Annotated in this window: 25 protein-coding genes and 2 pseudogenes; 18 read left to right on the top strand and 9 right to left on the bottom strand. The window is 53.8% G+C overall.

Annotated elements, in window-relative coordinates; all coding sequences use genetic code 11:
• Nucleotides 1-61 precede the first annotated feature (61 nt).
• The 9 genes and pseudogenes from hemA to ACSHSR_RS16430 form a co-directional block, all read left to right on the top strand.
• Nucleotides 62-1,312 (top strand): glutamyl-tRNA reductase, encoded by a 1,251-nt coding sequence (gene hemA, locus ACSHSR_RS16470; RefSeq protein ID WP_028779720.1) that lies wholly within the window; start codon nucleotides 62-64, stop codon nucleotides 1,310-1,312.
• A gap of 14 nt (nucleotides 1,313-1,326) precedes the next feature.
• Nucleotides 1,327-2,412, top strand: coding sequence for a peptide chain release factor 1 (gene prfA, locus ACSHSR_RS16465; RefSeq protein ID WP_025011691.1), 1,086 nt, complete (start codon nucleotides 1,327-1,329; stop codon nucleotides 2,410-2,412).
• Nucleotides 2,413-2,423: 11 nt separating this feature from the next.
• Nucleotides 2,424-3,269, top strand: a complete 846-nt coding sequence (gene prmC / locus ACSHSR_RS16460; RefSeq protein ID WP_226564680.1) for a peptide chain release factor N(5)-glutamine methyltransferase — start codon at nucleotides 2,424-2,426, stop codon at nucleotides 3,267-3,269.
• A 156-nt stretch (nucleotides 3,270-3,425) separates the two neighbouring features.
• Nucleotides 3,426-3,821: a SirB2 family protein gene (locus ACSHSR_RS16455; RefSeq protein WP_025889918.1), complete on the top strand. Its 396-nt coding sequence runs from the start codon at nucleotides 3,426-3,428 to the stop codon at nucleotides 3,819-3,821.
• On the top strand, nucleotides 3,821-4,612 hold the full coding sequence (locus ACSHSR_RS16450; RefSeq protein WP_096140857.1) for a transglutaminase family protein: 792 nt from the start codon (nucleotides 3,821-3,823) through the stop codon (nucleotides 4,610-4,612). Before ACSHSR_RS16455 ends, ACSHSR_RS16450 begins: the two co-directional genes overlap by 1 nt.
• A 79-nt stretch (nucleotides 4,613-4,691) precedes the next feature.
• A complete protein-coding gene (locus ACSHSR_RS16445) occupies nucleotides 4,692-5,963 on the top strand; it encodes a DUF819 family protein (RefSeq protein ID WP_422917908.1) in 1,272 nt (423 codons plus the stop codon).
• A 44-nt stretch (nucleotides 5,964-6,007) separates the two neighbouring features.
• A complete protein-coding gene (kdsA, locus tag ACSHSR_RS16440; RefSeq protein WP_208184995.1) occupies nucleotides 6,008-6,856 on the top strand; it encodes a 3-deoxy-8-phosphooctulonate synthase in 849 nt (282 codons plus the stop codon).
• 181 nt (nucleotides 6,857-7,037) lie between these two features.
• Nucleotides 7,038-7,145, top strand: a pseudogene (locus ACSHSR_RS16435) (multidrug transporter); the annotation flags it as partial.
• A 271-nt stretch (nucleotides 7,146-7,416) separates the two neighbouring features.
• Nucleotides 7,417-8,174: pseudogene (locus ACSHSR_RS16430) on the top strand (EamA family transporter); the annotation flags it as partial.
• Between the two features lies 1 nt (nucleotide 8,175).
• Here the strand turns inward: ACSHSR_RS16430 and ACSHSR_RS16425 are convergent.
• Nucleotides 8,176-8,961 (bottom strand): substrate-binding domain-containing protein, encoded by a 786-nt coding sequence (locus ACSHSR_RS16425; protein ID WP_044734998.1) that lies wholly within the window; start codon nucleotides 8,959-8,961, stop codon nucleotides 8,176-8,178.
• Between the two features lie 85 nt (nucleotides 8,962-9,046).
• Complete coding sequence (locus tag ACSHSR_RS16420; protein ID WP_479630952.1) at nucleotides 9,047-10,816, bottom strand: flavocytochrome c; 1,770 nt, start codon at nucleotides 10,814-10,816, stop codon at nucleotides 9,047-9,049.
• Nucleotides 10,817-11,101: 285 nt separating this feature from the next.
• Here ACSHSR_RS16420 and ACSHSR_RS16415 point away from each other — a divergent pair, with 285 nt between their 5' ends.
• From ACSHSR_RS16415 to ACSHSR_RS16405, 3 genes are all read left to right on the top strand, one after another.
• Nucleotides 11,102-12,118 (top strand): porin, encoded by a 1,017-nt coding sequence (locus ACSHSR_RS16415; protein ID WP_479630951.1) that lies wholly within the window; start codon nucleotides 11,102-11,104, stop codon nucleotides 12,116-12,118.
• A gap of 112 nt (nucleotides 12,119-12,230) precedes the next feature.
• Nucleotides 12,231-13,139 carry a LysR family transcriptional regulator gene (locus tag ACSHSR_RS16410; RefSeq protein WP_025011699.1) on the top strand — a complete coding sequence of 303 codons (909 nt, stop codon included), beginning with the start codon at nucleotides 12,231-12,233 and terminating at the stop codon, nucleotides 13,137-13,139.
• On the top strand, nucleotides 13,136-14,347 hold the full coding sequence (locus tag ACSHSR_RS16405) for a DUF819 family protein (protein ID WP_479630950.1): 1,212 nt from the start codon (nucleotides 13,136-13,138) through the stop codon (nucleotides 14,345-14,347). Before ACSHSR_RS16410 ends, ACSHSR_RS16405 begins: the two co-directional genes overlap by 4 nt.
• On the opposite strand, the gene ACSHSR_RS16400 is transcribed toward ACSHSR_RS16405, so the two are convergent.
• Nucleotides 14,333-15,250 (bottom strand): ketopantoate reductase family protein, encoded by a 918-nt coding sequence (locus tag ACSHSR_RS16400; RefSeq protein WP_479630949.1) that lies wholly within the window; start codon nucleotides 15,248-15,250, stop codon nucleotides 14,333-14,335. The two genes, ACSHSR_RS16405 and ACSHSR_RS16400, sit on opposite strands and share 15 nt — an antisense overlap.
• A 5-nt stretch (nucleotides 15,251-15,255) precedes the next feature.
• Nucleotides 15,256-15,588, bottom strand: coding sequence for a VanZ family protein (locus tag ACSHSR_RS16395; RefSeq protein WP_210736175.1), 333 nt, complete (start codon nucleotides 15,586-15,588; stop codon nucleotides 15,256-15,258).
• Nucleotides 15,589-15,760: 172 nt separating this feature from the next.
• On the opposite strand from ACSHSR_RS16395, the gene ACSHSR_RS16390 reads away from it, so the two are divergent.
• On the top strand, nucleotides 15,761-16,246 hold the full coding sequence (locus ACSHSR_RS16390; RefSeq protein ID WP_062793931.1) for a YajQ family cyclic di-GMP-binding protein: 486 nt from the start codon (nucleotides 15,761-15,763) through the stop codon (nucleotides 16,244-16,246).
• On the opposite strand, the gene ACSHSR_RS16385 is transcribed toward ACSHSR_RS16390, so the two are convergent.
• The 4 genes from ACSHSR_RS16385 to ACSHSR_RS16370 form a co-directional block, all read right to left on the bottom strand.
• Nucleotides 16,243-17,928: an MFS transporter gene (locus tag ACSHSR_RS16385; protein ID WP_479630948.1), complete on the bottom strand. Its 1,686-nt coding sequence runs from the start codon at nucleotides 17,926-17,928 to the stop codon at nucleotides 16,243-16,245. The genes ACSHSR_RS16390 and ACSHSR_RS16385 overlap by 4 nt on opposite strands.
• A 161-nt stretch (nucleotides 17,929-18,089) precedes the next feature.
• A complete protein-coding gene (locus ACSHSR_RS16380) occupies nucleotides 18,090-18,410 on the bottom strand; it encodes a hypothetical protein (RefSeq protein ID WP_025011704.1) in 321 nt (106 codons plus the stop codon).
• Between the two features lie 67 nt (nucleotides 18,411-18,477).
• Nucleotides 18,478-19,062 (bottom strand): peptidylprolyl isomerase, encoded by a 585-nt coding sequence (locus tag ACSHSR_RS16375; RefSeq protein ID WP_028779732.1) that lies wholly within the window; start codon nucleotides 19,060-19,062, stop codon nucleotides 18,478-18,480.
• A 65-nt stretch (nucleotides 19,063-19,127) separates the two neighbouring features.
• A complete protein-coding gene (locus ACSHSR_RS16370; RefSeq protein WP_144191782.1) occupies nucleotides 19,128-19,694 on the bottom strand; it encodes a YajG family lipoprotein in 567 nt (188 codons plus the stop codon).
• A gap of 162 nt (nucleotides 19,695-19,856) precedes the next feature.
• Here ACSHSR_RS16370 and ACSHSR_RS16365 point away from each other — a divergent pair, with 162 nt between their 5' ends.
• The 4 genes from ACSHSR_RS16365 (at nucleotide 19,857) to grxB (ending at nucleotide 23,222) form a co-directional block, all read left to right on the top strand.
• Complete coding sequence (locus tag ACSHSR_RS16365) at nucleotides 19,857-20,441, top strand: porin family protein (RefSeq protein WP_479630947.1); 585 nt, start codon at nucleotides 19,857-19,859, stop codon at nucleotides 20,439-20,441.
• Nucleotides 20,442-20,568: 127 nt separating this feature from the next.
• A complete protein-coding gene (locus ACSHSR_RS16360) occupies nucleotides 20,569-21,630 on the top strand; it encodes a DUF2804 domain-containing protein (protein ID WP_479630946.1) in 1,062 nt (353 codons plus the stop codon).
• Between the two features lie 21 nt (nucleotides 21,631-21,651).
• Nucleotides 21,652-22,572, top strand: a complete 921-nt coding sequence (locus ACSHSR_RS16355) for a sterol desaturase family protein (RefSeq protein WP_165565453.1) — start codon at nucleotides 21,652-21,654, stop codon at nucleotides 22,570-22,572.
• Nucleotides 22,572-23,222, top strand: a complete 651-nt coding sequence (grxB, locus tag ACSHSR_RS16350) for a glutaredoxin 2 (RefSeq protein ID WP_479630945.1) — start codon at nucleotides 22,572-22,574, stop codon at nucleotides 23,220-23,222. The genes ACSHSR_RS16355 and grxB overlap by 1 nt, the downstream gene beginning before the upstream one ends.
• A 139-nt stretch (nucleotides 23,223-23,361) precedes the next feature.
• Here the strand turns inward: grxB and ACSHSR_RS16345 are convergent, their stop codons facing one another.
• Entirely contained in the window at nucleotides 23,362-24,744 is a 1,383-nt protein-coding gene (locus ACSHSR_RS16345; RefSeq protein ID WP_479630944.1) for a DUF3300 domain-containing protein, read from the bottom strand.
• 635 nt (nucleotides 24,745-25,379) lie between these two features.
• Between ACSHSR_RS16345 and ACSHSR_RS16340 the strand changes: the two genes are divergently transcribed.
• Nucleotides 25,380-26,357, top strand: a complete 978-nt coding sequence (locus tag ACSHSR_RS16340; RefSeq protein ID WP_479630943.1) for a transposase — start codon at nucleotides 25,380-25,382, stop codon at nucleotides 26,355-26,357.
• Nucleotides 26,358-26,561: the final 204 nt, after the last annotated feature.

Below are 26,561 nucleotides of genomic sequence, written 5' to 3'. Positions count from 1 at the left end.
TGGCCAATTCAGTAGAATGGCCGCATCCTACAGCGACGCCAAGAGTCCAGAACGAGTTCAGATGAGCCTTGTAGCAATTGGTATAAACCATAAAACCGCCACTGTTGACCTGCGTGAGAAAGTTGCCTTTGCCCCGGACAAGATCCATGAAGCCATGCGCAGCCTGGCCAAGGAGACTCAGAGCGGGGAAGCTGTCATCGTTTCCACCTGTAACCGCACCGAGCTTTACTGCAACACGGAAAATGCCGAGCAGGTTGTGCGTTGGTTGGAAGATTATCATGGCCTGAGCCATGAAGAGGTGGCCCCTTGCCTGTACCAACACTGTGGTCAACCCGCGGTGCAACACCTGATGCGGGTTGCATCCGGGCTCGACTCTCTGGTGCTGGGCGAACCGCAGATCCTCGGTCAGGTCAAACAAGCGTTTGCCAAGGCCAAGGAATCCGGCACAGTGGCACTGACACTGGATCGTCTGTTTCAAAATACTTTTGCCGTGGCCAAGAAGGTGCGCACCGAAACGGAAATCGGTACAGCGGCCGTTTCGGTTGCCTTTGCCGCCGTCAGCATGGCCAAACACATCTTCTCTTCTCTGGCTGCGACCAAGGTGCTGCTCATTGGCGCCGGTGAAACCATAGAACTGGTTGCCCGCCACCTGAAGGAAAACGGCGTCACCAGCATGGTGGTGGCCAACCGCACCATTTCCCGCGCCGAAGCCATGTGTGAAGAGTTCAATGCCCAGGCGATTACCCTAGAGCAGATACCAGATTTTCTCCCCAAGGCCGATATCGTGATATCCTCTACCGCCAGTCCGCTGCCCATCCTGGGCAAGGGCATGGTTGAAAAAGCGCTTAAGCAGCGCCGCCATCAACCTATGTTATTGGTTGATATAGCGGTTCCCCGTGATATTGAGGCAGAAGTCGGTGATTTGGACGATGCTTTCCTATACACGGTCGATGATCTGCAAAGCATAATCGAACAGAATATGGCCTCCCGTAGAGAGGCCGCCGAGCAAGCGGAAGTCATTGCTGAAGAGCATTCACACCAGTTTATGGAGTGGGTTCGCTCACTGGAATCGGTCGACAGCATTCGCGAATATCGTACCCAGAGCATGGCGATTAAAGATGAGCTGGTTGAACGGGCAATGAACAAGTTGGCGCAGGGAGCAGACACAGAGCAGGTGCTGCTGGAACTGGCCAACCGTCTGACCAACAGACTGATCCATGCTCCGACCCAGGCCCTGACTGCAGCCAGTCGTCAGGGTGATCTCAATGCTTTGGGTCAATTGAGAACCGCGCTCGGCTTGGATAAACACTAAGGTTAGCGAGCTAAATGAAGGAATCCGTTATCCGCAAGCTGGAAGGCTTGCTTGAGCGTAATGAAGAAGTATTGGCCCTGCTCAGTGACGCAGATGTCATAGCGGATCAGGACAGGTTCAGAGCCCTGTCTCGGGAATATGCTCAGCTTGAAGATGTAGTCAAAGGCTTTAAGGCCTACCAGCAGGCGCAGGCGGATCTGCAAACCGCACAGGAGATGCTGGCCGAGGAAGATCCTGAGCTGAAAGAGATGGCTCAGGAAGAGATCAAGGCGGCCCGTGCTCAACTGGAGCAACTGGAAGGCGAATTGCAAATTCTGCTGTTGCCCAAAGATCCCAATGATGCCAGCAACGCCTTTCTGGAAATCCGTGCCGGTGCCGGCGGTGATGAAGCCGCTATTTTTGCCGGTGATCTATTCCGTATGTACAGCCGTTATGCCGAGAGCCAGCGTTGGCAGGTCGAGGTCATGAGCGCCAGCGAGGGCGAGCATGGCGGTTTCAAAGAGGTGATTGCCAAGGTCAGCGGTGACGGTGTCTACGGCAAACTCAAGTTTGAGTCCGGTGGTCACAGGGTACAAAGGGTGCCGGAAACCGAATCTCAGGGGCGGGTGCACACCTCGGCCTGTACCGTGGCCGTTATGCACGAAGTGCCCGAGGCCCAGGCGGTGGAAATCAACCCGGCCGAGCTGCGTATCGATACCTTCCGCTCTTCCGGTGCCGGTGGTCAGCACGTTAACAAAACCGACTCGGCGATTCGTATTACCCACTTGCCCACAGGCTTGGTGGTGGAATGCCAGGATCAGCGCTCGCAGCACAAGAACAAGGCTCAGGCCTTGAGCGTACTGGCGGCCCGTTTGCAGGCGGCCGAAGATGAAAAGCGCCGCAGCGCCGAAGAATCTACCCGTCGCTCTCTGGTGGGCAGCGGTGACCGCTCAGAGCGGATCCGCACCTATAATTTCCCTCAGGGAAGGGTGAGCGACCACAGGATCAACCTGACACTGTATCGTCTCAACGAGGTGATAGAAGGAGACTTGGAGCAGCTGCTCGAGCCCTTGATGCAAGAGCATCAGGCCGACATGTTGGCGGCTCTGTCCGACGAATAAAAGGACTGTCTGTGACTAAACTCAATATTGCCGAGGCCCTGCAGTGGGCCTCTTCTATGTTGGCTGCATCGTCCGAGTCTGCCCATGCAGATGCCGAAGCCCTGTTGCTGCATTGTTTGAGCAAGAGCCGCAGCTTTCTCTATACCTGGCCCGAAAGAAACTTGTCTGCCGAGCAGCACAAGCAGTTTATTCAGATGGTGCAGCGCCGCAGCCAAGGCGTGCCCGTGGCCCATATTGTCGGTGAGCGCGAGTTCTGGTCACTGCCTTTTATCGTCAACGAATCCACCCTTATTCCGCGCCCGGACACCGAAATTCTGGTGGAAACCGCGCTCAACCTGCCGCTTTCAGATGATATCGCCGTGCTGGATCTCGGCACAGGTACCGGTGCTATCGCGCTGGCACTGGCCCATGAACGGCAAGGCTGGCGAGTGACTGCTGTCGATAAGGTCGAGGCCGCGGTGGAACTGGCCTGTGCCAACCGGGATAATTTGAAACTGCCGCAGGTGGAGATCCTTCAGAGCGACTGGTTTTCGGCGGTTCAGGGGCGTAAGTTCCAGCTGATTGTTTCCAACCCTCCCTATATCGAGGAGGATGATGAGCATCTTGATATGGGCGATGTGCGCTTCGAACCCCGCAGCGCCTTGACCGCCGCCGATCAGGGCTTTGCCGACCTGTTCCATATCGCAGCCCATGCCAGGGAGCACCTGCTGCCGGGCGGTTATCTGCTGCTGGAGCATGGTTATGCCCAGGCCGTGAACCTCAGGGAAAAACTTGCCGAGCTAGGTTATCAGCAGGTGGCCACAGTGCGCGACTTTGGCTCCAATGAAAGATGCACCCTGGGACTTTGGCCCGGTTGAGTGTCTGTGCCCGGGGTTATCTCCCGGGCTTGAAAACTGCCGATATCGTCCCCATTTCCTGTCATAATTCCGCCTTTTCGATAGCGGCTTGGCCTTGGTGCTGAGCACTGCGATAGGGTACACTGTCGCCTTTGTTCACCTACAGATAGCTATCCGATGGAAACTTTTTACAGCCTGTATCCGGCAGTTAAACACCTGCACATGACCCTGATCGCCGTCAGCGTATTGCTGTTCATTGTGCGTTTCGTGCTTAAGCTGCGTCAGTCAGCCATTATGGACAAGAAACTGCTGAAGGTAGGTCCGCATGTGATCGATACTTTCCTGCTGCTGTCCGGATTGACTCTGTGTTTTATGATCAAGCAGTATCCCTTCGTCGATCCCTGGATGACGGAGAAGATAGGCGCAGTGGTCGCTTACATACTGCTGGGCGTGATGGCGCTCAAGTCCAACCGTAATCTGATCTTCCGGATCTTCGCCTTCCTCGGTGCTCTGGGCTGGGTGGTTTATGCGGCAAAACTGGCACACTTCAAACAAGCGGTAATTCTGGGGTAATGCAACAATATTCTCTTAAGCAAGACGAACTCTCTCTGCCCGAGTCGGCATTTGAGCTTTGCCAACATCTGGGCTTTGGCCTGGCCAAACAGGCCAACTGGGCCTGGCTGGAACTGTCCGGCTCAGTGCTCAGCCATTATCTGGTCGATCAGCAGCGGCGCTTTCAGGCGCTGCTGAATTGGTTTTACAAGGATCTGGGGTTTGCCCCCAGAGAAGATTATTTTTCCCGGCAGGCGGCCGATCTCGGCCAGTGTATTCTCAGCCGCCAGGGGAACAGCACCACATTGGCAACTGTGCTTATGTTGCTTGGCAAACAGCTGGACTTGAAATTCGACCCTGTACTGTTGCCGGGCACCACAGTGCTGGCCTGCCACGTGGCCGGTGAACTCATCTATCTCGACCCGCTTCGGGGTGAGCGCCTCAGCAAAGAGCGCTTGCATGCTCTGGTTCGCGGCGAGCTTGGGAACAGTGCGCCGCTGAAGGCGTCTTACCTCAAGCCGGTTGGCACCCAGAGGCTGATGACCCGCATGCTGCATGAACTCAAGGCTGGTGCCATTGTCGCCCATGAATTTGAAGTCGCGATGGAGTGCTGCAATTTGCTGCTTGAATGGCATGCCGACGATCTCAGCCTGCATCGGGAGCGCGCCTTTATTGCCCAACAACTGGGGGCGATTCATGTCGCCAGCGCCGATCTACAGTATTTTGTCGACAACAGCCCGCACGACCCTGTGGTCGAGCTGGTGAAGATGCAACTCAGAGAATTGGGAGACGACCCTCAAACCTTCCATTGAACCTGCCCGTGAGGGCAGTGGGAAAAATATAAATATTAAAATAAAACAATAAATTGCAATCGCAAGGGAGATAGGACCTATGAGCAGTACCTCACAGGCGGCCACTGAAATGACTGCGTTGGTGACCAATGACGCCACCGCGCTCGGCATTCTGGCCGCCATTCTCGGCTTCGTTTTTTACACCAACAGCAGCAGCCATCCTTTCTGGCAAAAGTTTTACCGTTTCATCCCGGCCTTGTTGCTGTGTTACTTCCTGCCATCCTTGCTCAATACCTTTGGGATTGTCGATGGCAGTACCTCCAAACTTTACTATGTGGCGTCCCGTTATCTGCTGCCTGCCTGTTTGGTATTGTTGATCCTCAGCGTCGACCTCAAAGCCATTCTGGGATTGGGTCCCAAGGCGGTAGTGATGTTTTTGACCGGCACCATGGGCATTGTCATAGGTGGCCCGATTGCCCTGCTTATCATGTCGGCAATCGACCCGACATTGACCGCTGGCCATGGCCCGGACGCGGTCTGGCGCGGCATGACCACACTCGCCGGCAGCTGGATTGGCGGCGGTGCCAACCAGGCGGCGATGAAAGAGATTTATGAAGTGGGCGGCAATATTTTCTCCGTGATGGTGACTGTCGATGTGATAGTCGCCAACATCTGGATGGCCGTGCTGCTGTTTATGGCATCCAGGGCCAAGGAGATAGATGCCAAGACAGGTGCAGATACCAGCGCCATTGAAAGCCTCAAGGCCAAGGTGGAGCAATATCATGCCGAAAACGCCCGCATTCCCAGCCTGCGCGACATTATGCTGATAGTGGCTGTGGGCTTTGGTATTACCGGTCTGGCCCATGTCGGCGCCGACCTGCTGGCTCCCTGGTTTGCAACCAACTATCCCTGGACCGAGCAATACAGTCTGACCTCAGAATTCTTCTGGCTGGTGGTGATAGTGACCACCATAGGTTTGCTGTTGTCATTCAGCCCGGCTCGTCATTTGGAAGCGGCCGGCGCCTCCAAGATAGCCTCGGCCTACCTCTACATACTGGTGGCTACAATCGGTTTGCATATGGATGTATCCCAAATTCTGGATACGCCGATTTACTTCCTGGTGGGCATTATCTGGATGCTGGTGCATTCGGGATTGATGCTGCTGGTGGCCAAGCTTATCCGTGCACCGCTGTTTTACATGGCGGTGGGCAGTCAGGCCAACGTTGGCGGCGCGGCGTCTGCGCCAGTAGTGGCTGCGGCCTTCCATCCGGCACTGGCACCCGTAGGTGTACTGCTAGCGGTATTCGGCTATGCTTTAGGCACTTATATGGCTTGGCTCTGTGGCCAGTTGCTGCAGGCCGTGGCCGGCTGATTTAAGTTAACGCCGCATGAGCGGCATTCAAGAGAGAAGTTGCGATGAGTAATAAAACCATACATCTGGGGGCTATCGAGATAGCCAATGACAAGCCCTTTGTGCTGTTCGGTGGCATGAATGTACTCGAGTCGCGGGACTTGGCGATGACCATTGCCGAAACCTACGCGGAAGTCACTCAGAAGCTGGGGATCCCTTATGTGTTCAAGGCCTCCTTCGACAAGGCCAACCGCTCATCCGTCAACTCCTATCGTGGCCCCGGCATGGATGAAGGTTTGAAAATCTTCCAGGAAATAAAGGATACCTTCAAGCTGCCATTGATTACCGATGTGCATGAGCCTTACCAGTGTGCGCCTGTGGCCGAAGTCGTGGATATCATCCAGTTGCCGGCCTTCCTGGCACGTCAGACAGATCTGGTGGTGGCCATGGCCAAGACAGGGGCTATCATCAATGTCAAAAAGCCTCAGTTCCTGGCGCCCCATGAGATGCGGCATATCATCAAGAAATTCAACGAAGCGGGTAATGATGAGATCATTCTCTGTGAGCGTGGCAGCTGCTTTGGTTATAACAACCTGGTGGTAGACATGCTGGGCATGGATGAGATGAAGCAATCCGGCTACCCGGTGATCTTCGATGCCACCCATGCGCTGCAGCGCCCTGGCGGCCGTGAAGATTCTGCCGGTGGTCGTCGTGCCCAGGCAACCGAACTGGCCCGCAGCGGTATGGCGCTGGGACTGGCCGGGCTGTTTATTGAGGCGCACCCGGACCCGGATAATGCCAAGTGTGATGGCCCTTGTGCCTTGCCACTGCAGCAACTGGAAGGATATCTGAGCCAGATGAAGGCCGTTGATGATCTGGTGAAGTCTTTCCCGGCGCTGGATACCAGTCGCTGAGCCAAGCGCTTGGTTAACAGCGCATAAGCTGCTGAAAGCTGCGCCTTTGGTTGAATAGCGAATCACCTGGCTAGCGTGTTAGCCTCAAACGCCCGCAATCGCGGGCGTTTTTCGTTTCAGTCATGGCTTGCGGTTCATCGGGCAAACATTCTCGGGCGCAAATTTTAAGGACAAGCCACCCATGTGGATCTTCTTTACCCTGATGGCTGCCTTTATGCAGGCGTGGCGCAACGCGTTTCAGAGCCGTCTCAGTCGCGATGTCAATGTTGCCGGGGTGACGCTGGCGCGTTCATACCATTCCTTATAGAAGTTTGGGCTACTCAGAGCTGTGTCAGCCATTCGAGTTCAAGCCAGATTGGCGATGACATAGTGATTCTACGGCGAGGCAAGTTGGCGCAGTAATCGGGTGGCTGACAAGCTCCCGCAGGGCGAGTTGAAAAAGCGCGTATGCGGGGCAGGCCAATGTCGATTTATCCCAATAAATCTTCCATCGCTCTACTTGCCTCCCCGTTTTTTCATTCTCGCTGAGTGAGTAAACTCCTATGCGGAATGGTATTAGCTATGCCGGGCCGTTGGCTGCTGTGTATCTGTTGTCACTTTATGCCTGGCAGGACGCAGGATTGCCGCAGCTTGGGCATGGCGCGCTGCAGTACATCATAGGGGCGGCCTTGGCGCAGATCCTCGCGACCGCCCTGATGGTAAAACTGTTCCAATTGCAGAATTTCGCTGTCGGCGCCGGGCTGGCCAAGAGTGAAGCCTTGGTCGCGGCCGTGCTCGGCAGTCTGTTCTTCGGCACTGCGTTGACTGTCACCGGCTGGCTGGGGGTACTTGTCGGTACAGTGGCGGTCTTTCTGCTCAGTACCCACGGCGGGCTCAAAGGCTTGTCCTTCAAGACGCTGTTGCTGGGGTTGGGATGCGGCAGCGCCTTTGCGCTGACTTCGCTCTGGGTTAGGGAAGCAAGCCTGGTGCTGGGCTTGCCATTTCCTCACCGCGCCGCCTGGGTACTCTTGTTGGTTATTTTGCTGCAGACCTTGTTGCTGCTCGCCTGGCTTCTTATCAAAGATAAAGAGACCCTTAAAAACTCTGGCAAAGGCCCAGGTTGACCCTGGCCATCAGTATCAGCAGTTGTCTGGGTTCAATAGGTTGGTTCAGTGCCATGTCGCTCACGGCCGTGCCTTATGTGAAAACGCTCGGGCAGGTGGAAGTCTTCTTTATGATGCTGATCTCCAGCCTTTGGCTCAAGCAGCGGGTCAAGGTCAAGGATATGGGCGGCCTGGTACTGATTGCCCTGGCCGCGGTATTGGTGCTTTGGGGATGATTTACTCTGCTGCCACAGGATCCAGCCCTGAGTGGCGTATGCTGCTGAGTACATAAGGTTTATCCGAGGCCAGGTAGTCAATAAGACGTTTGGCTGCTTCAGGTTGCAGGCTGCTTTGGGTGATACCACTCGAGAAGGTGGTTACCTTCTGGAATTTGTCCGGGATCGGCCCGACAAATTCGGCGCCTGCGATAGGCAGTATTTCACTTATCTGCTGAAAACCTATCTGTAATTCTCCTCTGGCGACCACGGTGGCGACCCTTTCACTCAAAACCCTTTTGCTCTTGGGTTCTATCATTTGCCACAGCCCCATCTCTGGCCAGAGTTTGCTGGCCAGATAAGTGCCACTGGCGCTGGCCGAGTAACCTATCGAATCGGCTTGTTGCAGCACCTTGATAAAAGCTTCCTCTGTGCTGATGTCCGGCTTGGCTGTGCCCGCTTTAACGCACATGCCTATGCGGGAACGCACCAGATCCCTGTGGCTGTCACTGCGCACATAGCCCTTTTCTGTCAGCTTGTTGAGTGAGCTTTGGGACAGGATCAACACATCGAACGCTTCGTTGCGTTTGAGCCGCTCCGGAATGGAGTCATGGGCACCACCGGATGACGAGCCATAGGAGATGATCAAATCCAGCCCGGTATCCTGTTCTATCTGCTTCTCCATCGCGGTCAGGGTGCCGGCAAAACCGCCGGAAGTGATCACTTTCAATGTCTCTGCCCAACTGCCGAAGCTCAGGGTACAGCCCAGGGCCAACAGCAGTAACTTGCTCTTGAACTTATGCTTCATATCTGTGTGTCCTTAGTGTGTTGGGGAGTGAGCTGGCCCGGGAGCGAGCCGGCTCTGAGTGCCGAGGGCACTCTTTGCAGGGAGCCTATTTGGCCAACGCGTTGTCGGCAGCATTCTTACCCGCGATACGACCGAAGATAACCGTATCGGCCACCGCATTCCCGCCCAGACGGTTGTAGCCATGTACCCCACCCGTCACCTCTCCGGCGGCATACAGGCCTTTGATGGGCCAGCTTTGCAGGTTCAGTACCTCGGCTTTCTCATCTATGGCGACCCCACCCATGGTGTGATGAATGCCTGGAGCAACTTTCACCGCATAGAAGGGAGCCTGAGTCAGATCAAGCGGCATATTTTCACGGTTGAATTCGCTGTCTTTGCCGACTTTGAAAGAGTGGTTGTAACTACTCACTGTTTGCTCCAGTGCCTTAGGTTGCATGCCGGTGAGTTTGGCCAACTCGGCTACATTATCGGCTTTTTTCAACATCTTAAGGTGATCATAGCCGCGTACCATTTTGGCTTTTTTGTACAGTTGGTTGTCGAACACCAACCAGGCAAACTGTTCGGGTTGCTTGAGAATGGCATCCGATGCCCGGTCGCGGGTGGTCAACTCGTTGATAAAACGTTTGCCAGCCTTGTTGACCATGATAGCCCCGACACCGCGCACGGTTTCAGAGATTAAGATGCGGCTGTCTTTGCCTATGGTTGGGTGTGCCTGGATCCAGTCGATATCTGTCATGCTGGCGCCTATGGACTTGGCCATTTCTATGCCATCGCCGGTTGCGGTAATATTGTTGGAACTGGTCATGCCTTTAAAGGTTGGGCGATAGTAGGCGATCATCTCTTTGTTCATGCCATAGCCACCGGTTGCCAGCACCACGGATTTGGCGCCCAACATGTAATAGCCAGAGTGTTTACCGTGGATCACTACCCCGAGTATCTGCTGCTCGTCATTCACTACCAGTTTCACTGCCCGTGAATTGAGGCGGGTTTCCACCTGATTTTTGTCTGCGGCCTTACGCAGTACATCTATGATATGTGGCCCGACGCTGAGCCCGCCCGATGGTCTGTGTGTCCTGTCCACCCGGGCGCCGCCGGAGCGTTTGAGATCATCCATATTGGCGCCGAGGGATTCAAGCCATTTGATACCGTCGGCTGACTGCTGCGCCAGAATTTGCACCAACTTGGGATCGTTGGCGTAGCGACCGCCTTTCATCGTATCTTCCACATACCAGGCCACTTGGTCGTCCACCTTGCGGGCGGCTTGTTGTTTGGTACCCACGGCGTTATAGCCACCGGCCGCCAGCATGGAGTTGCCGCCGGAGAAGGGGGCTTTTTCCAGCAAAACTACCTTGGCCCCGGCCTGTTTGGCGCTGATGGCAGCGTTATAGCCGGCACTGCCGGCACCTATTACCACCACATCTGTGCTTTGTTTTGGTCCCGCGGCGATAGCCTGCTGAATTTTTTGCTGATCCCATTCTTTGTCCCAGGCCGGTTTGGCTTTGACATTGGCAAAGGGCATGGGTTTATGTTCAAAAGAGTGGCATTCATTGCAGTAAAATTTGGGTGCTTCGTGCCCCTTGTGGCAACTGGTACAGGCGATATCACCCAGGTGAGAGCCGTGGGGATCTATCTCCAGGGCAGGGTTCTTCAGGTCGCTGTAGTCTCCGTGACAGCTGCGGCACTGTTGATTTTCATGGGCCTCGCTGTCGTCAATCTTGTTAGGCGAAACATGGCAGGTTTTGCAGCCTTGCTGGCTGTCGCTGTGAAATTTGCCCAGATCCTGAGGTGCCGCCTGCACTCCGGCTGCACCGAAAAGGCAACAGGCCAGCAGACCGCTGAGATAAGTGAGTTTCATATTGCTCCCTAAAATATTTGTTATTGGATTCGTTATTAGCATGAGCAAATAAAATGTAAAAAAAGGTGAGGCGGCTCAAGTTTGATGTTGAGTTATTAATTGTTGAAATAGGTTTCAAGTTTTCTTAATTCATGGTTTTGAATTCGCTTAATTCATTTTCAATAAAATTGAAAGTGATGCCTCTGTTATGAGTGTGTGATCCAGTCAATGCTCAAATGGGCATAAAAGTTTTTACTATATTCCGGCGCTAACTCATATCTCAACTCATAAATATAAAGAGACAAAATGATGAACCTAAGAAAAACGATTGTTGCTGGAATTACCTGCTCGCTGTTGCCGCTGGTCAGCCAGGCTGCACCTGACTTTTATGGCCGGGCTTGGCTTGGGCTGAGTCACTCGGACAGCGGTTTGCTGTCAGATAGAAAGGAAAACGGTGCTTATCTGGAAAACTATGCCTCCTTTATCGGTGTCAAGGGTAAAGAAAAACTCAACGACAATATCAATATTGTTTATGTGATGGAGTTTGGTAATAACGGAGGCTACTTTGATACTTCTTCGCTGTTTAAATCCCGCAATACATATCTGGGTGTCGAAAGCCAATTAGGTACACTGGTATTTGGTCGTAATGATACTGTGTTTAAAAAGACGGAAGGTAAGGTGGATTTATTCAATATCACTTCCAGTGATATGGCAAAAATTATCGCCGGGAATGACCGCCTGGGAGATTCAGCTACTTATTACTCACCCAAATGGTATGGAGTGCAGTTGGGCGTGAGCTACCAATTTGCCGATAACTTGCCGGAGCAAAATGGCTCAAACGGCAATTATGCACTGAGCCTGACAGCGGGTGATGCCAAATTGAAACAACAGGCTTGGTATCTGGCGCTGGCCTATGCCGATAGTCTCAATGCCTTGGATGCGGTGCGAGCCGTTGCCGGTGCTCGCTTGGCCGGTGCCAAGTTGGGGTTTATGTATCAGCATTCCGAGTCGCAGAAATATCAAAATCTCAGTGGCAACAGTTTGCTTGCCAGCATGGAGATCCCTTGGCAGCAATACAGTTTCAAGGCGCAATATCTGTATGACAACTCAGGCAATGGCAAGGTGGTATCCAGCCTGGCTGATAAAGCCAGTGTGACAGAAGCCTCCAGTTGGCAGGCGTCTTTGGGGTTGGACTATCGAGCTTCCAAAAGCACCACGTTCAGCTTGATAACCACCTATCTGGATGGCGATTTTACCGACGCAGGAGGTTATACGGAGTATGACGACAAGCTGGTGACTCTGGCGATGAAACACATGTTCTGAGTCACAGTATTTGTAGCTGGTTTCCGAGCCTTATCGCAGGCTCGGCTGGATCAACTTTTCCCGGTAACGGGATTGCTAAAATACGCCAACCCAAACCGCGGCGATTCCCCTGATGAAGATAACTCTCAAACAACTGCTGGTATTCAAGTGCATACATGCCGAAGGGCAGATCTCCCGTGCTGCCAGGAAGCTGCATATGTCGGTTCCGGCCGTCAGTATGGCGCTGAAAGAGTTGGAGTCAGCGCTGGGGTGCCGCCTGTTTGAACGCAGTGCGACAGGTTTGCTGCTCAACCCGCAGGGGGAGTTGTTGCTGCCTTACGCCAACGGGATGTTGGCTTCAGAGCAGCAGGTACAGCAGTTATTTCACGCCAGTGCCAGTGGCGTATGTGGCACACTGACGGTCGGTGCCAGTAAAACTGCGGGAAACTATGTGTTATCGCGGCGCTTGCCTGTGTTCCATCAATGTTTTCCGGCCACAGGAATTCGCTTGATGATCAAAGATTCAAGCCACATAGAGAGGATGGTCTCTGAACGGGAACTGGACCTGGCCTTTGTTGACGCCAAGCCGTCGCTGGCCAATCTCTGCTGTGAGCCTTGGCTCAGAGACAGGATCTGCATTGTTTGCGGCGCCGATAATCCTCTGGCTAAAGAGGTTGTCGATACCGAACGCCTGTCGCGTGAAGTCTGGTATCTGGATGAAAGCGCGACGGTTGCCCGCGTCAGGGCTATGCAGTTACTGCACAGCGTCGGCATTGTGCCATCGCAAACCATCACCATGGGAACTCTGGGGGCCATCAAGCGCGCCACGGCCACTGGCTATGGGGTCAGTATCTTGCCCTTTATGGCGATAGATGCCGAATTGGAGCGTGGCGATCTGGTGGAGTTGGAACTGCCCGGCTGGGACTTTGAACGTAACTATTGGGTGATCCGCCGGGCCGAGGAAGTGCTTGCCCCTTTACCGGCCAATTTTCTGGAATTTATGTTGGATCAACGCGAGTTCGACGAGCAACGGCCGGCATGATCCAAACCGATTTTCAGCTGTTTGGCATTCTTTGCCTGATCTTGGGAGGCATATTCTACACCAGCGGTCTCAACAGCCCTTTCTGGCGTCGCTGTTATCGGATCTTGCCCGTGATGGTGGCCTGTTATTTCGTGCCATCACTGCTCAACACCATGGGGCTGATTGCGGTAAAAGACTCTCAGTTACCCAAGTTTGCCGTCGATTACCTTATGCCCATGTGTCTGGTGTTGATGCTGCTGGGGCTGGATATCGGCAGTATTTGGCGCTGTGGCGGTAAGTTGCTGCTACTGTTTTTTATCGGCAGCCTGGGGGTCTTTGTCGGGGGGCCGCTGGCGCTGTGGTTGGTGGGATACATACAGCCTGAGCTCTTGCTGCCGCAGGGGGAGGATAGCCTCTGGCGCGGCATGGCGACCCTGGCAGGTAATTGGGTCGGTGGTACAGCCAATCAGATGGCGATGAAAGAACTGTTCGGTGCCGGTGACAGTATCTTTGCGGTTTTTGTTACTGTGAATGTGGTGCTTTCAGGGATCTGGATGGCAATATTGCTGGCGCTGGCGCCCCACGAGGCCAAAATCAATCGCTGGCTTCGAAGCCGCGAGCCGCAGGCGACTATGCTGGATACGCCCTTGCCGGAACGACGTCTGGCACAGAGCCATCACTGGTTATTGATCTTTTGCCTGCCGCTGATGCTGGGCGGCTTGGCACACTGGGGCGCCGATTGGACGGCGGAGCTGATTGTCCGCCACTGGCCTATGGCCAGAGCTTATCACCTGCATACTCCCTTTATCTGGCTGGTGGTCTGGTTAACGACGGCCAGCGTGCTCCTGTCGCTGACACCGGCGCGGCGGCTGGCGGCCTATGGTGCCGACAGAGTCGGTAATGCCTGTCTATATCTGATGTTGGCTATCATGGGGCTGAAGATGGATATCGGTATGCTCTGGTCTTTGCCCTGGTTCTTTGTTATCGGGGCTATCTGGTTGTTGGTGCATGTCTTCTTGTTGCTGCTGGCGGCGAGAGCGTTGAGACTTCCATTCGGTTATCTCGCCATTGCCAGTCAGTGCAATCTTGGCGGGGCGGCTTCGGCGCCTGTGGTCACAAGCGCCTATCGCCAGGCATTGGTGCCTCTTGCGGTTCTGATCGCGGTATTTGGCTACGCCTGGGCCAACTTTATTGCCTGGGCCTGCGGCCAGTGGTTAAAGCAGATTTGATTCAAGCGCCTTTATCTGGGCTACCAGTTCGCTGTTGATTGGCAGTGTGAGCCCATATTGCTCGGCGCACTGCTGCAGGTAACCGTTGATATAGTCAATTTCCGTCTTGCGGCCGTGCTTGAGGTCCTGATACATGGAGGAGTAGTTGGCGGCGGTTAGCCGTATCACTTCCTTGACTCTGGTGTGCAGCGTATCGAACGTCAGCGCTATGCCTTCCTGCTTGGCTACCTGTAACAGCTCATCGAGAATGGCGCAGATTGTTCCCTCAAACTCGGGGGCGGCCAGGGCACCGTTGTTGACTCTGTGAATGGCAGTCAGCGGATTGATAACGGCATTGACCGCCAGCTTTTGCCACAGGGCTTCGAGAATGGCATCACTCCACTGACTGCCGGGAATGGCATTGAGCAAAACGGTTTTCATCGCCTCTGGCATGGGGGCGCCGATTAGGTCACCTATCTGGGTCAGGCCGCTGCCGGTTTGGCGAATATGATTGCTGCTGAGTTTCAGCGCTCCCTGGCTGGTGGTGCCCAGGCTCAGCGGCCGGCCATTCAGCTTGGCGGCCAGGCTTTGATGGGGACCAAGCCCATTGTGCAGCAGCAGGATGCGGCAATTCGGGTGAAGTCTTGGCAGCAAAGGCTCCAGCGCCGCTTCAACCTGATAGGCTTTGACTGTGACCAGCAAGAGCTCGAGCTGCTTGAGCTTGCTCGAGTCCTGCGCCAGACACAGAAAGGATGTTTGCAGACTCTGGTCGCCAAGCTCCAGGGTATAGACTTGCTCTTCGCCCTGCTCAGCCAATGATGGGGTGTTGGCTCTTGGTAATAACCAAGGTTCAAGCCCGGCTGCGGCCAGTTGCTGTGCCAGCAGTTGTCCTATTGCCCCAATGCCGAGGATCCCCGTCTGCATCCGGGTTACTCCCTCAACATGGCGGCGCGAAAATATCTGCGATAGCCCCAGAGTGAGAAGTAGAAGAGTACGACTCCGGCCATATCGGCGACAAAGTCGGCCACATCTGCGCTGCGGTAGGGCAGACGGGATTGCACCATCTCTATCAGAATGCCGTAGCCGGCCAGGGTAGCAAACATCAAGTACCAGCGGGGGCGGAACGCCAGGTAGGTCAGCCAGGCGAGGGCAAAGAAACTACCTATATGACCCACTTTATCCAGATTAGGGATGCTCTGTGGATAGTTAGGCTTGGAAAAAACCAGGTAGCTGATCACCGCCAGGGCAATCAACAAAGCCATTTTAAACAGCAACTGTCGGTTAATCACAAATCACGCAGGGTTGGAAAGCTTGGCGAACATCATAGTCAAAATAAAGCCTGGCTGTCATCAGCAGACGTGGATTTATTCAGCTCTGCTTCAACTTAGGGTAGACTGGCGCTATTGGTTTGACTGATAAGTAAAAGGCGACGAAATGCCCTCATTCGATATAGTGTCAGAAGTAGATGCCGTTGAACTGCGTAACGCAGTGGATAACAGCAAACGTGAATTGGATACCCGCTTCGATTTCCGCGGGGTGGAATTTGCGGTGGAGTATAAAGACTTTGTAGTGACCCTGTCGGCAGAGTCTGACTTTCAGTGTAATCAGATGGTGGATATTTTAAGAACCCAACTGAGCCGTCGTAATGTGGATCCCAAGGCGATGGAAGTGGATGAGAAAGCGATTCACAGTGGCAAGATGTTTTCTTTGAAGGTCAAGTTCAAACAAGGCATCGAAGCCGATGTGGCCAAGAAGCTGGTAAAACAGATCAAAGACAGCAAGGTAAAGGTGCAGGCGCAAATCCAGGGCGACTCGGTACGGGTCACAGGCAAGAAGCGTGACGACTTGCAGGCCGTGATGGCGCTGGCCCGTAATGCCGAGCTGGGCCAGCCGTTCCAGTTCAATAACTTCCGCGACTAGTCGTTAATCTGCGACTTGAGCGCATCTTGAGCAGTATCGGCCCGCTTCGGCGGGCTGTTTTTTTGCACCAGCCAAATCAGCAGCAGCACGGGCAAGCCTATGATGCTGGCGCTGACAAAGAAATTCACATAGCCAAAGGCGTTGACCCAGGCGCCGGAGAAGCCGGCAATAAACTTGGGAAACAGTAACATCACCGAAGACAGCAGTGCATACTGAGTGGCACTGTAGCCACTGCTGGTGAGGCTGGAGAGGTAGGCGATAAAGGCCGCTGTGGCGATACCGCCGCTGAAGTTGTCCACCGAAATTGCCAGGGTCAGCAGCGGCACGTTGTAGCCCACCATGGCCTGCAGGGCGAACAACAAATTGGTGGTGGCCACCAGGAAGGCGCCGACATAGAGGATTTTTATGGTGCCGAAGCGTGCCAACAACACCCCGCCGAATGCCGAGCCCACCAGGGTCATGATCAGACCATAGACCTTGCTCAAGGTGGCGATCTCTTCCTTGCTGAAGCCCATATCCACATAGAAAACATTGGCCATGATCCCCATGACGATATCCGAGATCCGGTAGCAGGAGATCAGCATAAGGATCAGAATCGCGCTCTTGCCGTAGCGGCGAAAGAAATCGATAAAGGGCAGGGCCACGGCGCTGTAGAGCCAGGAGATAAAGGCGGCCATCCTATCTGTGCCGGCCTGGGTCAACTGCTTGGCTTCCTGCTCTTGAATAGCCCTGTCTTTACTTTTGACGCCGAAGATCAGCAACCAGAGCAGCAGAATGAGCCCCATAGAGGCCAGCGTGACTGCATCTGTATTCAAGGCCTGACTCGGAAAGTAGGATTGCAGTACCTGGGTGAAGGGTTCAGCCAGGCTAAAACAGAAATAAAGCCCCAGCAGCAGGAGTAGCAACTTGCCATGGCGCAGGATAAACAGGTTGGCCGGCGCGGCCCAGACCGAGAGTCTGGGTGCCAGGTTGGCCCTGAGTCTGTCTCTGAGGCTCGCTTCCTCTTCCCCGATAAAGCTGATATCCACCGCCGGCTCTTTGGCAAAAAGTGTCGCCAGTATGCCTATGCTCATCAAACCTGCCATTATCAGATAGGCGGTTTGCCAGCTCTGGAGATCATAGCTTTCCGGCGTGGGAGAAACCCAGGCGGCGATAGTCAGTGAGCCTGCCGTGGCTATGATCATCGCGCTGCGATAGCCCACCTGATAGGCGGCGGCCAGTGCCGCCTGCATTTTTTCCGGCGCCGACTCGATACGAAAGGCATCGACCACTATGTCCTGGGTGGCGGAGGAAAAGGCCACCATCAGCGCAAAGAGTGCCAGATGGGTGAGATCTTCCATGGGGTCACTGCCGGACATTCCCAAAATGGCGGCTATCAGTAATAGCTGGGAGAACAGCATCCAGCCGCGGCGGCGGCCAAAGAGTTGGCTGAACAAAGGCAGGGGCATGCGATCGACCAGGGGGGACCAGGCCCACTTGAAGGCATAGATCAAGGCCACCCAGCTGAAATAGCCGATGGCGGCCCTGTCTACCCCGGCTTCCCTGAGCCAGAAAGACAGGGTGGAAAATACCAGCATCAGCGGCAGGCCGGCGGAAAAACCGAGCAGCAATAAGATGAGTACCCGTTTGTGGAAATAGATACTCAGGGCGTCTCGGGTGCTGGCAAAAAAAGATTGAGGCATGGCACGGCTTGGTGAGAGTCAAAGGCCTTAGAGTAAAAGCCCGCGCCTGCGACTTCAAGGCGTGCTTAGGTGTTTGCCCAATAAAAAATCCCCGGCAAAGCCGGGGATTGGTCGCCCGTGTCATTAAAGTGTCACCCGGGCGGGGTAGATTAACGTCTGTCTCAGGGCCTGACGCCGATACAGCCTTCGGGTATGGGGCCACCACCGAACAGGTATTCACAGCAGTCGTCCAGTTGCTGGCGCAAAAACTGGTTACCGCGCAATACCCAATCGGGCCATTTATCGAAGGCGTACAACAAGTGCCAAAATACGCGTTCGACATCCGTTTGCGCTTCCCCCTGCAAGTTCAGCTGATGCCATTCTTCCAGGGTATCCCACAGATACAATCTGACTTCATTAAATTCCAGCTTGTCGCTCAAGAATGCTTTGCCGTAATGAGCCAGTTGGGGCGCTTTCACATCGATGAACTCTTCCGGGGTCATCAGATCGCCTCCTTATGTTTGCCAGGTTCAGTATAGACAGCTTTTTGATGCTGAGCCGTGCCTGGGGTTAATTTCTGGGCAGAAGTGTGGCTTTCTTCAACAAAACCTGGGTAACCGGCACATCGGGCCAACCCAAGGTGCTGTTGGTGCCTGTCTCTACCAGCGCCATATTCTGCAGAACTTCAAGCCCTTGGCTGACTTCACCGAATACGGCATAGCCCCAGCGCCTGGAGGATGGGTCGAGCTTTTTGTTGTCGGCCACATTGAAGTAAAACTGGCGGGTGGCCGAATGGGGGGCATTCTCTCTGGCCATGGCTATAGTGCCTAGGCTATTGGACAGGCCGTTGCCCGACTCATTGACTATCGGCTTGTCTGAAGGCAGTTCTTCATACTTGGGGCTGAGGCCGCCGCCCTGAACCACGAAATCGGCAATAATGCGGTGAAACAATGTGTTGTTGTAGTCGCCGCGCACCACATAGGTGAGAAAGTTGTCCACAGTGATGGGCGCCCGGGTGCGATCCAGCTCGACCACAATTTTGCCCATGCTGGTATCAAATTCCACTTGGGGGTAGAGATTGTCTTTTTGTATATCCAACGCCAGCGCCAGCTGACTGGTCAGCATCAATACGGCTGCGAGTATCCATCGGCTCATGACCAGATTCCTTATCATAGTGTTGCAGACGGGTCTGCCTGTGAGTCACAGACCAGTCCAATAAATTACTGCTGCAAAAAGCTGTGCAGCTCGGGGTCGTTGAGTATTTCGCCGCTCAACTGGGTGATCAGCTTGTTCATGTCCAGTTCCAGTGAGGCGAAGTCGGCGCCGAAAGGCCCCTTGAGCAGTCCCTTGGCCTTATAACGCTTGGTCAGGGTATGGCTGCTGTTTTTCGCCAGCAGATTGATGCTGACATTGGTTTTGGCTTCGAAGCCGAAGCTGGATTCATCCACATCAGTGAGCAGTTCAATCAGCTGCAACTGCACCTCTTTCCCACTGGCGGGATCGATTCGGTATCCGGCCTTGGCAAAACCTTGACGGAACAGTTGATCCAGTTGGGCCCTGGGGGGCTCGGCCGGGCTGACCAGGCGTGCGGCTTTGCCATCTTCATTGAATCGCACAATAAAGTTGGCGGTGCGGGTATCCAGGGTTTGCAGCGCCAGAGCAGGCTCAAGCGAAGTCTGTGGCGTGACCGCAGGCAGTTCAGGGCTCAGGGCAATAAAGTTGGGGGTATGACTGGCGCAGCCAAAGAGCAGCGCCGACCCCAGTATCAAGGTAGCAAGCCGTTTCATAAAAATCCGAAGCTGTAAAAAAAGGTGGCATCAGGATAACCAGATTTGAGTTTGGCTTCCAGCATCTGGCAATGGCAGATAACCGACTTTGGTTCAGTCAGGGTTCAGACAGCGAAGCGCAATATCCGCGCGTAAAACACTTATAAATCATGGGGGAATCGTATGAAGTACGTTATATTGGCAGCTGCACTGGTGATGCCGACCTTGATGGTACCGGCCGCCAGCGCCGCAGAAGGCAAACATGTTATCGGGGGCAGTATAGGCCTTGGAGTGCAAAATGATGATGACATCAGCCGCTTCAATCCCGATGCCGGTAACGCCGAAGACAACGACAGCTCAGACAGCTGGGGCACAGAGCTTTATTATCGCTATCATTTCACGCCAAACTGGGGTGTTGAAGCGGGTTACCTTTGGTCCGACGCCGGGATAGTCCATGCCTTTACCTCCGCCATTACCGAGTTGCAGATGGATAGCTTCGAGGCGGCGAGAGTGTCTCTTTATGGCCGCTGGGGCTTTACCGAGCGCAACAGCTTCTATGCCAAACTGGGTGCTGCCAGGGTTAAACTCGAATATCAATATACCAAAGACGGCGCCGGCTTCAATGACACTGAAAACGGCTTGCATGCGGCAGCGGGTTGGGAATATCGTTTCCGCAACAACCTGGGCATCAATACAGAATACGTGTATCTGAAGACGGATAACTTCGACTATCAAGGGGTATTCGTCGGCCTCAGTTACCGTTTCTGAATGACACAGTAAACCGGATAAGGCCCCGTATAGCGGGGTTTTTTCATTTTTGTAACATTCAAGACTTCAATCTCCGACGGCGACAGGGTAGAGTCAAGTTATTGCTCTAAAAACACCTGTTGGGAATATGTTGGAATTGAAATCCGGGCCTTTGCCGACGACTCAATCCGGGGTTGCAACCCAGGCGGCACCTGACTCTTTGATAGATGTTCACGGCCAGCCTCTGTTTGGTCATTTCGACGGGCCGCCGAAAAGCCTGGGATTGGCAGACTTTCAGCTGTTCAATGAGATGGACCGCAGGGTTTCACGCCTGAAACAGCGTTGCAGTTATAAGCAGTTTGAGTTTATTGGTCTTAACAGTCCTAGATGGATGCTGGGCGTTGCCTTGGCGGATATCGCCTATCTTGGCAGTGGTTTCTGTTATCTGTTTGATTTGCAGAGTCGTCGCATGTATCAGCAGAATCTGCTGCGGCCACCCGCTGGTTTTAGCCTGAGCCGTTCGCCATGGCAGGGGGAGAGCCGTATGGGCGGCATTCACTTTCGGCGTGAGCAGGGACAATGGCAACTGAGTCTGGATCTTAAACTACAGGGAATGCCACTTGAGGGGGAGCTGACCTTGGTTCCCGAACCGCTCAGCTTGCCGATGGCGCTTTGCAGTCCAACCGGTTACAGCGGTTGGACCTATACCCAGAAACACAATGCCCTCAAGGTTTCCGGCCAGTTGTCCTTCAATCATGAACCTCAGCCGTTGCTGCATGCCAGAGCAGGTTATGACTTTTCCGCAGGCTTTATGCGCCGGGAAACCAGTTGGCGCTGGGCCTCTATCAATGCCGATATTGATGGCAAGGGGGTGGGGCTAAATCTGGCGGCCGGAGTCAACGAGACCGGCTCTTGTGAAAACGTGCTCTGGGTTGATGGTGCCAGGCATTTGCTGTCGCCGGTGCATTTTGAGTTTGACCGCATGGCTGCATCCGGCGGCCAATGGCGAGTTTGGTCTGAGCGCGGCGATCTGGAGTTGGTATTTTCGCCCTTGGGGTGCCGCAGCGAAAGGCTCAACCTGGGGCTGCTTAAAAGCAATTTTCGCCAGTATACCGGGCTGTTTTCCGGTTGGGTCAAAGACTCCCTGGGCAAGCGCCATGAGCTGGTGCAGCAGAGCGGCCTGACAGAAGATCACTTTGCCAAGTGGTGAGCTGGAATAAAAGGAATAAAAATGGATTTCAATTTACTTATTTCCCACCCTGAATGGCTGCTGCTGGTATTGGCGCCGCTGTTCTTCATCTGCATGGCATTGGAGTGGTTTTTCGGTGACCGCCTCAGACGTTTGCCTGAGAATGCCCGCTATCGGCCGGCGGAGGTTTTCTGTAACTTTGTGCTGGCAGGCATGCACCAGGGCGCCGATATTCTCACAGGGTTACTGCTGGCCAAACTGTATTTGTGGTTATTCGGCTGGCGTTTGTTCGACATTGAGATGAATGGCTGGACCTTTGTACTGCTGATGCTGGGGCAGGACTTTTGCTATTACTGGTTCCACCGGGCCAGCCACAGATGCCGCTGGATGTGGGCCGCCCATGTAGTGCACCACAGCTCGGAAAATATGAATTTTTCCACCGCCTTTCGTCAGAGCCTGATGTACCCATTGGCGGGCATGTGGCTGTTTTGGCTGCCTTTAGTGATCATAGGCTTCGACCCCAACTGGGTGGTATTTGTGGTGCTGCTTAATCTGGGCCTGCAATTTTTTGTCCATACCCAGGCCATCAAACGTCTTGGGCCCTTGGAGTGGGTATTCAACACGCCGTCTCATCACAGGGTGCACCATGGCCGTAATCCTCAGTACATAGATAAGAACTACGCCGGGGTGTTGATCATTTGGGATAGATTATTCGGCAGCTTTGAGCCGGAGCGGGAAACCGTGCGCTATGGTATTACCAAGCCGGTGAACAGCTTTAATCCTGTGACAGTCACTTTTGCCGAATGGCGCGATATGTTGGCGGAAGTGAGTCGCCCAGGCCTTAGTTTCAGGCAGCGTTGGCGTTTGCTGTTTGCACCGCCGGCCAGTCAGGAGTTGCCCAGCTCCGGCCTCGGAGGATATGCTGATGGCCCTGACAGTTCCAAGGAAGCTAAGGAGTACTGATGAAGCTTTTTGTGTTTGACCATTGTCCCTATTGTGTCAAGGTTATGATGCTGGTGGGGCTTAAGGCGTTGCCGGTGGAGCGGGTCTATCTGCAAAACCATGATGTGGAGTCCAGAATAGCTATGGTCGGTGCCAATATGGTGCCCATTTTACAAAAAGCCGATGGCAGCTTCATGGCCGAGAGCCTGGATATCGTCAGCTATCTGGATAATCTGGATGGTAAGCCGGTCATTGCCGTTGCCAGCCAGGCCGATGCTGTCAGCCAATGGCAGGAGGCATCCGGTTATTTCAGCAGTCGCTTGCTCTATCCCCGCAGTGTGTTGCTCGGTCTGCCCGAATTTGGCAGCCAAGAGGCGATTGCCTGGTTTACCCAAAACAAGAGCGCCATGATAGAGATGTCTTTCGAAAAAGCGCTTGCGCAAACGGCCGATTATCTTGAGGGCCTGGCTAAGTGTTGGCCGCGGCTCGACTGGCTGCAATTGCCGTCGGAGCGGGGCAATAAGTTGACTATTGATGATATCAACCTGTTCCCCGGCCTGAGAAACCTGACCATGGTCAAGGGGCTGGTATTCCCGGCCAGAGTGCGTGCCTATATCGAAGAAGTGGCAGCGCTGACTCAAATCGACTTGTACGACGACAGAGTCGTCTGAGCGGCTTTATCTGAGTCATACAACTACATCCAAAAAGACAGGCCAGTGCTGGACCTGTCTTTTTCATTCGTTTTCACTTTAGGGCAAGTGCTACTTTAACCCGGCATTTTCAACTCAGCTTTTTCAACACTCTCTTTGTTCAACGCTCTCTTTGTTGATGCACTGCTCGTTGTCTGTGCTCCTGAGCGCGGCTGGGCTGGCGTCGCTCTGCCTGATGGCGCTGTGGCTGAGCTCGCTGCTGATGCTGCACCTTCGATTGACTCTGAGGCTGATAGTGTCTCTGTGGCTGTTGTTGTTTATCTGCCTGTTGCCGGCGCTTTTCAGCTTGTCTATGAGTAGTGTTAGTGTGCTGGTTTGAGGCCTGTTGCAACTGTCTGTCTCTGGCCTGATGTTTAACCCGCATCGTTTTGTCGGCGGCGTTGGCACTGTTATTGGCACTCCTATATGACGGCTGCTGTGACAGCTGGCGAACTTTTTGGGGCTCGCCCCTATGCATCTTCTCCCTCTTGTCAGCGGCGCGCCATTCACGGCTATTGTGCTCTCTGCGCTGCTTTAACTCTCGCTGCAACTGCTTTTGTTGCTCGTTTCTGTCCTGATGCAGCCTTTGGCTGTGGTTGAAGCTGCGTGCCTGGGATTCATAACGCTTGTGAGGCTTGTTGTATACCGCCTTATTGTAGCGTTGTTGCAGCCCTGGATGGCGATAATGGGCGCCACGTCTGTGGTGCGGGTTATGGCTCCAGCGCTGGGCTCCCTGGCTATAGGCCAGTCGCGGACGGTAGTGATTATAGTGTTTGTGGCGATAATCGACCCAGATCACTCTGTCATGCCAATGAAAGGCGCTGAAGAAGAAGTTAAATGAAATGCTGACCCCGGCACTGCGCCAGTAAAACGGACTGGAGTGGTAGCGTACATATCCGGGGAAAGGGTCCCAATAGATAGGCGGATAGCTGCTCCAGTGCCAGTGACCATAGACACGGCGACTGTCGTAGTAAGGGACATAGATCACCTCGGTGCGGGTCGGTGCTATCACTATTTGACGTTCGTCGCGTCTGGCGTTGAGGTTACCCAGGTCATTTAATGAGTCGGCATCCCAGGCAGCTTGTCTCAGGGTTTGAATCCCATCCATCACCCGGCCTTCATCGGCGATAAAGGCTTCGCCCAAACGGGCGGTCCAGTCCAGATCTGTGCTCATCTTGTTCAACACTTCCGGAAAGGCGATAAGCGCCATCACACTGGGATCCCAATCCTGGTTCTCGGCTTCGGCCATCAGGCGTTCATTGCTCCAATGGCTGCGCTGTTTGCGCCATCGCTGTGCCTGCACCAGTTCCAGTGGATAGGTTGAGGCGATCAGCATATGGGTCAACAAGGTGTCCGGATAGAGAGCGATAGGGGAGAGCAGCTGCATCAGCTCGGGCTCCCGGATATCACTGCCGGATTCGGCGGCCTGCAGCGCCGTAGTTGGCAGGCCAAACAGACACAGGATAAGCACACTGTGCTGCAGCCAGATTTTCAGCTTGTTCATGGTTGCCTCCTTTAGGCCGGTATGGTTACCAGCCTGGCAAGTGAGCTAACTGAGGCCTTGCGATGCAATTCCCCATCAGTGGCTTCAGAATAAGTGGCCTTTGATGAACATAAGCTGAAGGCTTTTGGATGGTTAAATGATCTCCAAGCCTCTGCCTGGGGGAAGTGGGTAATGGAACTGAGTCTTTTGAAATGGCGGAACTGTGGTTGTCGAAACAGGGACTTGTTTATGTTGGGTCACAGGCTCGTCTGTGCAAAGGTGCACTGCAGGTGATGGGCTACAGTTTAGCTGGCAGCTAAGCGCAAGTTTATTGGTGAGTTTTGGCTTAAAGCCATGATAGTCGCTGTGCCAGCGGCCTAAAGTCGTGGAGCAAGTGCATCCATGCACAACGGCCAGTTCGCCATCCCTGGCTCTCGCTCGTAGCCAGTCGCTACGCGACACTCGACAAACCACACCGGGCAAGGGGCTTTGCTTGTCCAAAGCCCCTTGCATCCCCAAGGACACCCCGACGTAGCCGAAATCCCCGCTGGCTTATGAAACGAGGAGAATATAGGAGAATATGGACACCCAGCATGAATGGCAAGGAAGTTAGCCTCCGACTATGCTTTGTTTAAGCATTTAACAAGGAGGTTATTATGCCGCGCCCTCGCCGAACTCAAATTAGCCTTGAAGATACGCCTTACTACCATTGTTGCAGCCGCGTGGTACGGCGTGCCTTCTTGTGTGGTGATGATGCCTACTCGGGTAAGAATTATGACCACCGCCGTGCTTGGGTAGAATCTTTACTGTTTGAATTGGAAGCCGTTTTTGCCATTGATGTGGCGGCATTTGCCATCATGAGTAATCATCTGCATCTGGTGTTGCATATTGATATAGAGACAGCAAACCGATGGACAGACAGAGAAGTGCTTGAGCAATGGCATAAGTTGTTTAAAGGTGACGAGTTAACCCGCAAATTCACCCAGGGAGAGCTGATTGAAGCGCATGAAGTGCCCAGGCTGAGGCATACTATCGCGATTTTTCGCAGCAGGTTATGTGACATCAGTTGGTTCATGCGTTGTCTCAACGAACCGATAGCGCGTCAAGCCAATCAGGAAGATAACTGTACAGGCCGATTCTGGGAAGGAAGATTTAAGTCGCAAGCCTTACTGGATGAAGCCGCGGTGTTAACCTGCATGGCTTACGTTGACCTCAATCCCATCAGAGCCAAGATGGCCGATACGCCTGAGCAGTCGGCGCATACCAGCATTCGACTACGTATTCAGGCAGCATTGAAATGCGAACAACCCGCCAAGCTACTGCCCTTTATTGGCAATGAATGCGATAACCAGCGCAGCGGTATTGCGTTTGGGCTCAAGGATTATCTTGAATTGGTGGATGATACCGGGCGCTGTATTCGCGATGATAAACGTGGCGTGATAAGTGAAAAGAGTACCAAGCTACTGACGCGGTTGAATATCCCTCATGAGAACTGGCTCAAGCTTACCACTGAATTTGGAAAACTATTTCGTGGACCGGTAGGCACCTTGCAAGAACTCAGCTGTTACTGCGAACACTTGGAGAAGCGACGACGGCATTTTGCAACCAGCTGTCAGTACTTTCAAATGGCCTGAGCCCCACATTATTTATCAACCGCAGTCATTGAAATCCCCTGAACCCAGGTTAGGGCTAGCACGGCTCAAATCTCGCATTTTTGCGTGAAATCGGTTCGATTTCATCAAAGCTCTGTAACTCACGGATATCTTTCGGCCTCAGTGTGCTGAAATCACCTAGCGGTGCTTGAACGTAGACAGAAAGAAGATTAGGTTATTGTTTTA

It is taken from the genome of Shewanella sp. VK101 (assembly GCF_056497865.1).
Note: the sequence above shows the minus strand (reverse complement) of the source record. Positions and strands in the feature narration are given on the sequence as shown.

Bases quoted from the DNA above. Each gene is read 5' to 3' on its own strand.
- hemA (WP_028779720.1), top strand. From the start codon at position 62: ATGAGCCTTGTAGCAATTGGTATAAACCATAAAACCGCCACTGTTGAC.
- prfA (WP_025011691.1), top strand. From the start codon at position 1,327: ATGAAGGAATCCGTTATCCGCAAGCTGGAAGGCTTGCTTGAGCGTAAT.
- ACSHSR_RS16455 (WP_025889918.1), top strand. From the start codon at position 3,426: ATGGAAACTTTTTACAGCCTGTATCCGGCAGTTAAACACCTGCACATG.
- ACSHSR_RS16450 (WP_096140857.1), top strand. From the start codon at position 3,821: ATGCAACAATATTCTCTTAAGCAAGACGAACTCTCTCTGCCCGAGTCG.
- ACSHSR_RS16445 (WP_422917908.1), top strand. From the start codon at position 4,692: ATGAGCAGTACCTCACAGGCGGCCACTGAAATGACTGCGTTGGTGACC.
- kdsA (WP_208184995.1), top strand. From the start codon at position 6,008: ATGAGTAATAAAACCATACATCTGGGGGCTATCGAGATAGCCAATGAC.
- ACSHSR_RS16425 (WP_044734998.1), bottom strand. From the start codon at position 8,961: ATGAAGCATAAGTTCAAGAGCAAGTTACTGCTGTTGGCCCTGGGCTGT.
- ACSHSR_RS16420 (WP_479630952.1), bottom strand. From the start codon at position 10,816: ATGAAACTCACTTATCTCAGCGGTCTGCTGGCCTGTTGCCTTTTCGGT.
- ACSHSR_RS16415 (WP_479630951.1), top strand. From the start codon at position 11,102: ATGATGAACCTAAGAAAAACGATTGTTGCTGGAATTACCTGCTCGCTG.
- ACSHSR_RS16410 (WP_025011699.1), top strand. From the start codon at position 12,231: ATGAAGATAACTCTCAAACAACTGCTGGTATTCAAGTGCATACATGCC.
- ACSHSR_RS16405 (WP_479630950.1), top strand. From the start codon at position 13,136: ATGATCCAAACCGATTTTCAGCTGTTTGGCATTCTTTGCCTGATCTTG.
- ACSHSR_RS16400 (WP_479630949.1), bottom strand. From the start codon at position 15,250: ATGCAGACGGGGATCCTCGGCATTGGGGCAATAGGACAACTGCTGGCA.
- ACSHSR_RS16395 (WP_210736175.1), bottom strand. From the start codon at position 15,588: ATGGCTTTGTTGATTGCCCTGGCGGTGATCAGCTACCTGGTTTTTTCC.
- ACSHSR_RS16390 (WP_062793931.1), top strand. From the start codon at position 15,761: ATGCCCTCATTCGATATAGTGTCAGAAGTAGATGCCGTTGAACTGCGT.
- ACSHSR_RS16385 (WP_479630948.1), bottom strand. From the start codon at position 17,928: ATGCCTCAATCTTTTTTTGCCAGCACCCGAGACGCCCTGAGTATCTAT.
- ACSHSR_RS16380 (WP_025011704.1), bottom strand. From the start codon at position 18,410: ATGACCCCGGAAGAGTTCATCGATGTGAAAGCGCCCCAACTGGCTCAT.
- ACSHSR_RS16375 (WP_028779732.1), bottom strand. From the start codon at position 19,062: ATGAGCCGATGGATACTCGCAGCCGTATTGATGCTGACCAGTCAGCTG.
- ACSHSR_RS16370 (WP_144191782.1), bottom strand. From the start codon at position 19,694: ATGAAACGGCTTGCTACCTTGATACTGGGGTCGGCGCTGCTCTTTGGC.
- ACSHSR_RS16365 (WP_479630947.1), top strand. From the start codon at position 19,857: ATGAAGTACGTTATATTGGCAGCTGCACTGGTGATGCCGACCTTGATG.
- ACSHSR_RS16360 (WP_479630946.1), top strand. From the start codon at position 20,569: ATGTTGGAATTGAAATCCGGGCCTTTGCCGACGACTCAATCCGGGGTT.
- ACSHSR_RS16355 (WP_165565453.1), top strand. From the start codon at position 21,652: ATGGATTTCAATTTACTTATTTCCCACCCTGAATGGCTGCTGCTGGTA.
- grxB (WP_479630945.1), top strand. From the start codon at position 22,572: ATGAAGCTTTTTGTGTTTGACCATTGTCCCTATTGTGTCAAGGTTATG.
- ACSHSR_RS16345 (WP_479630944.1), bottom strand. From the start codon at position 24,744: ATGAACAAGCTGAAAATCTGGCTGCAGCACAGTGTGCTTATCCTGTGT.
- ACSHSR_RS16340 (WP_479630943.1), top strand. From the start codon at position 25,380: ATGCCGCGCCCTCGCCGAACTCAAATTAGCCTTGAAGATACGCCTTAC.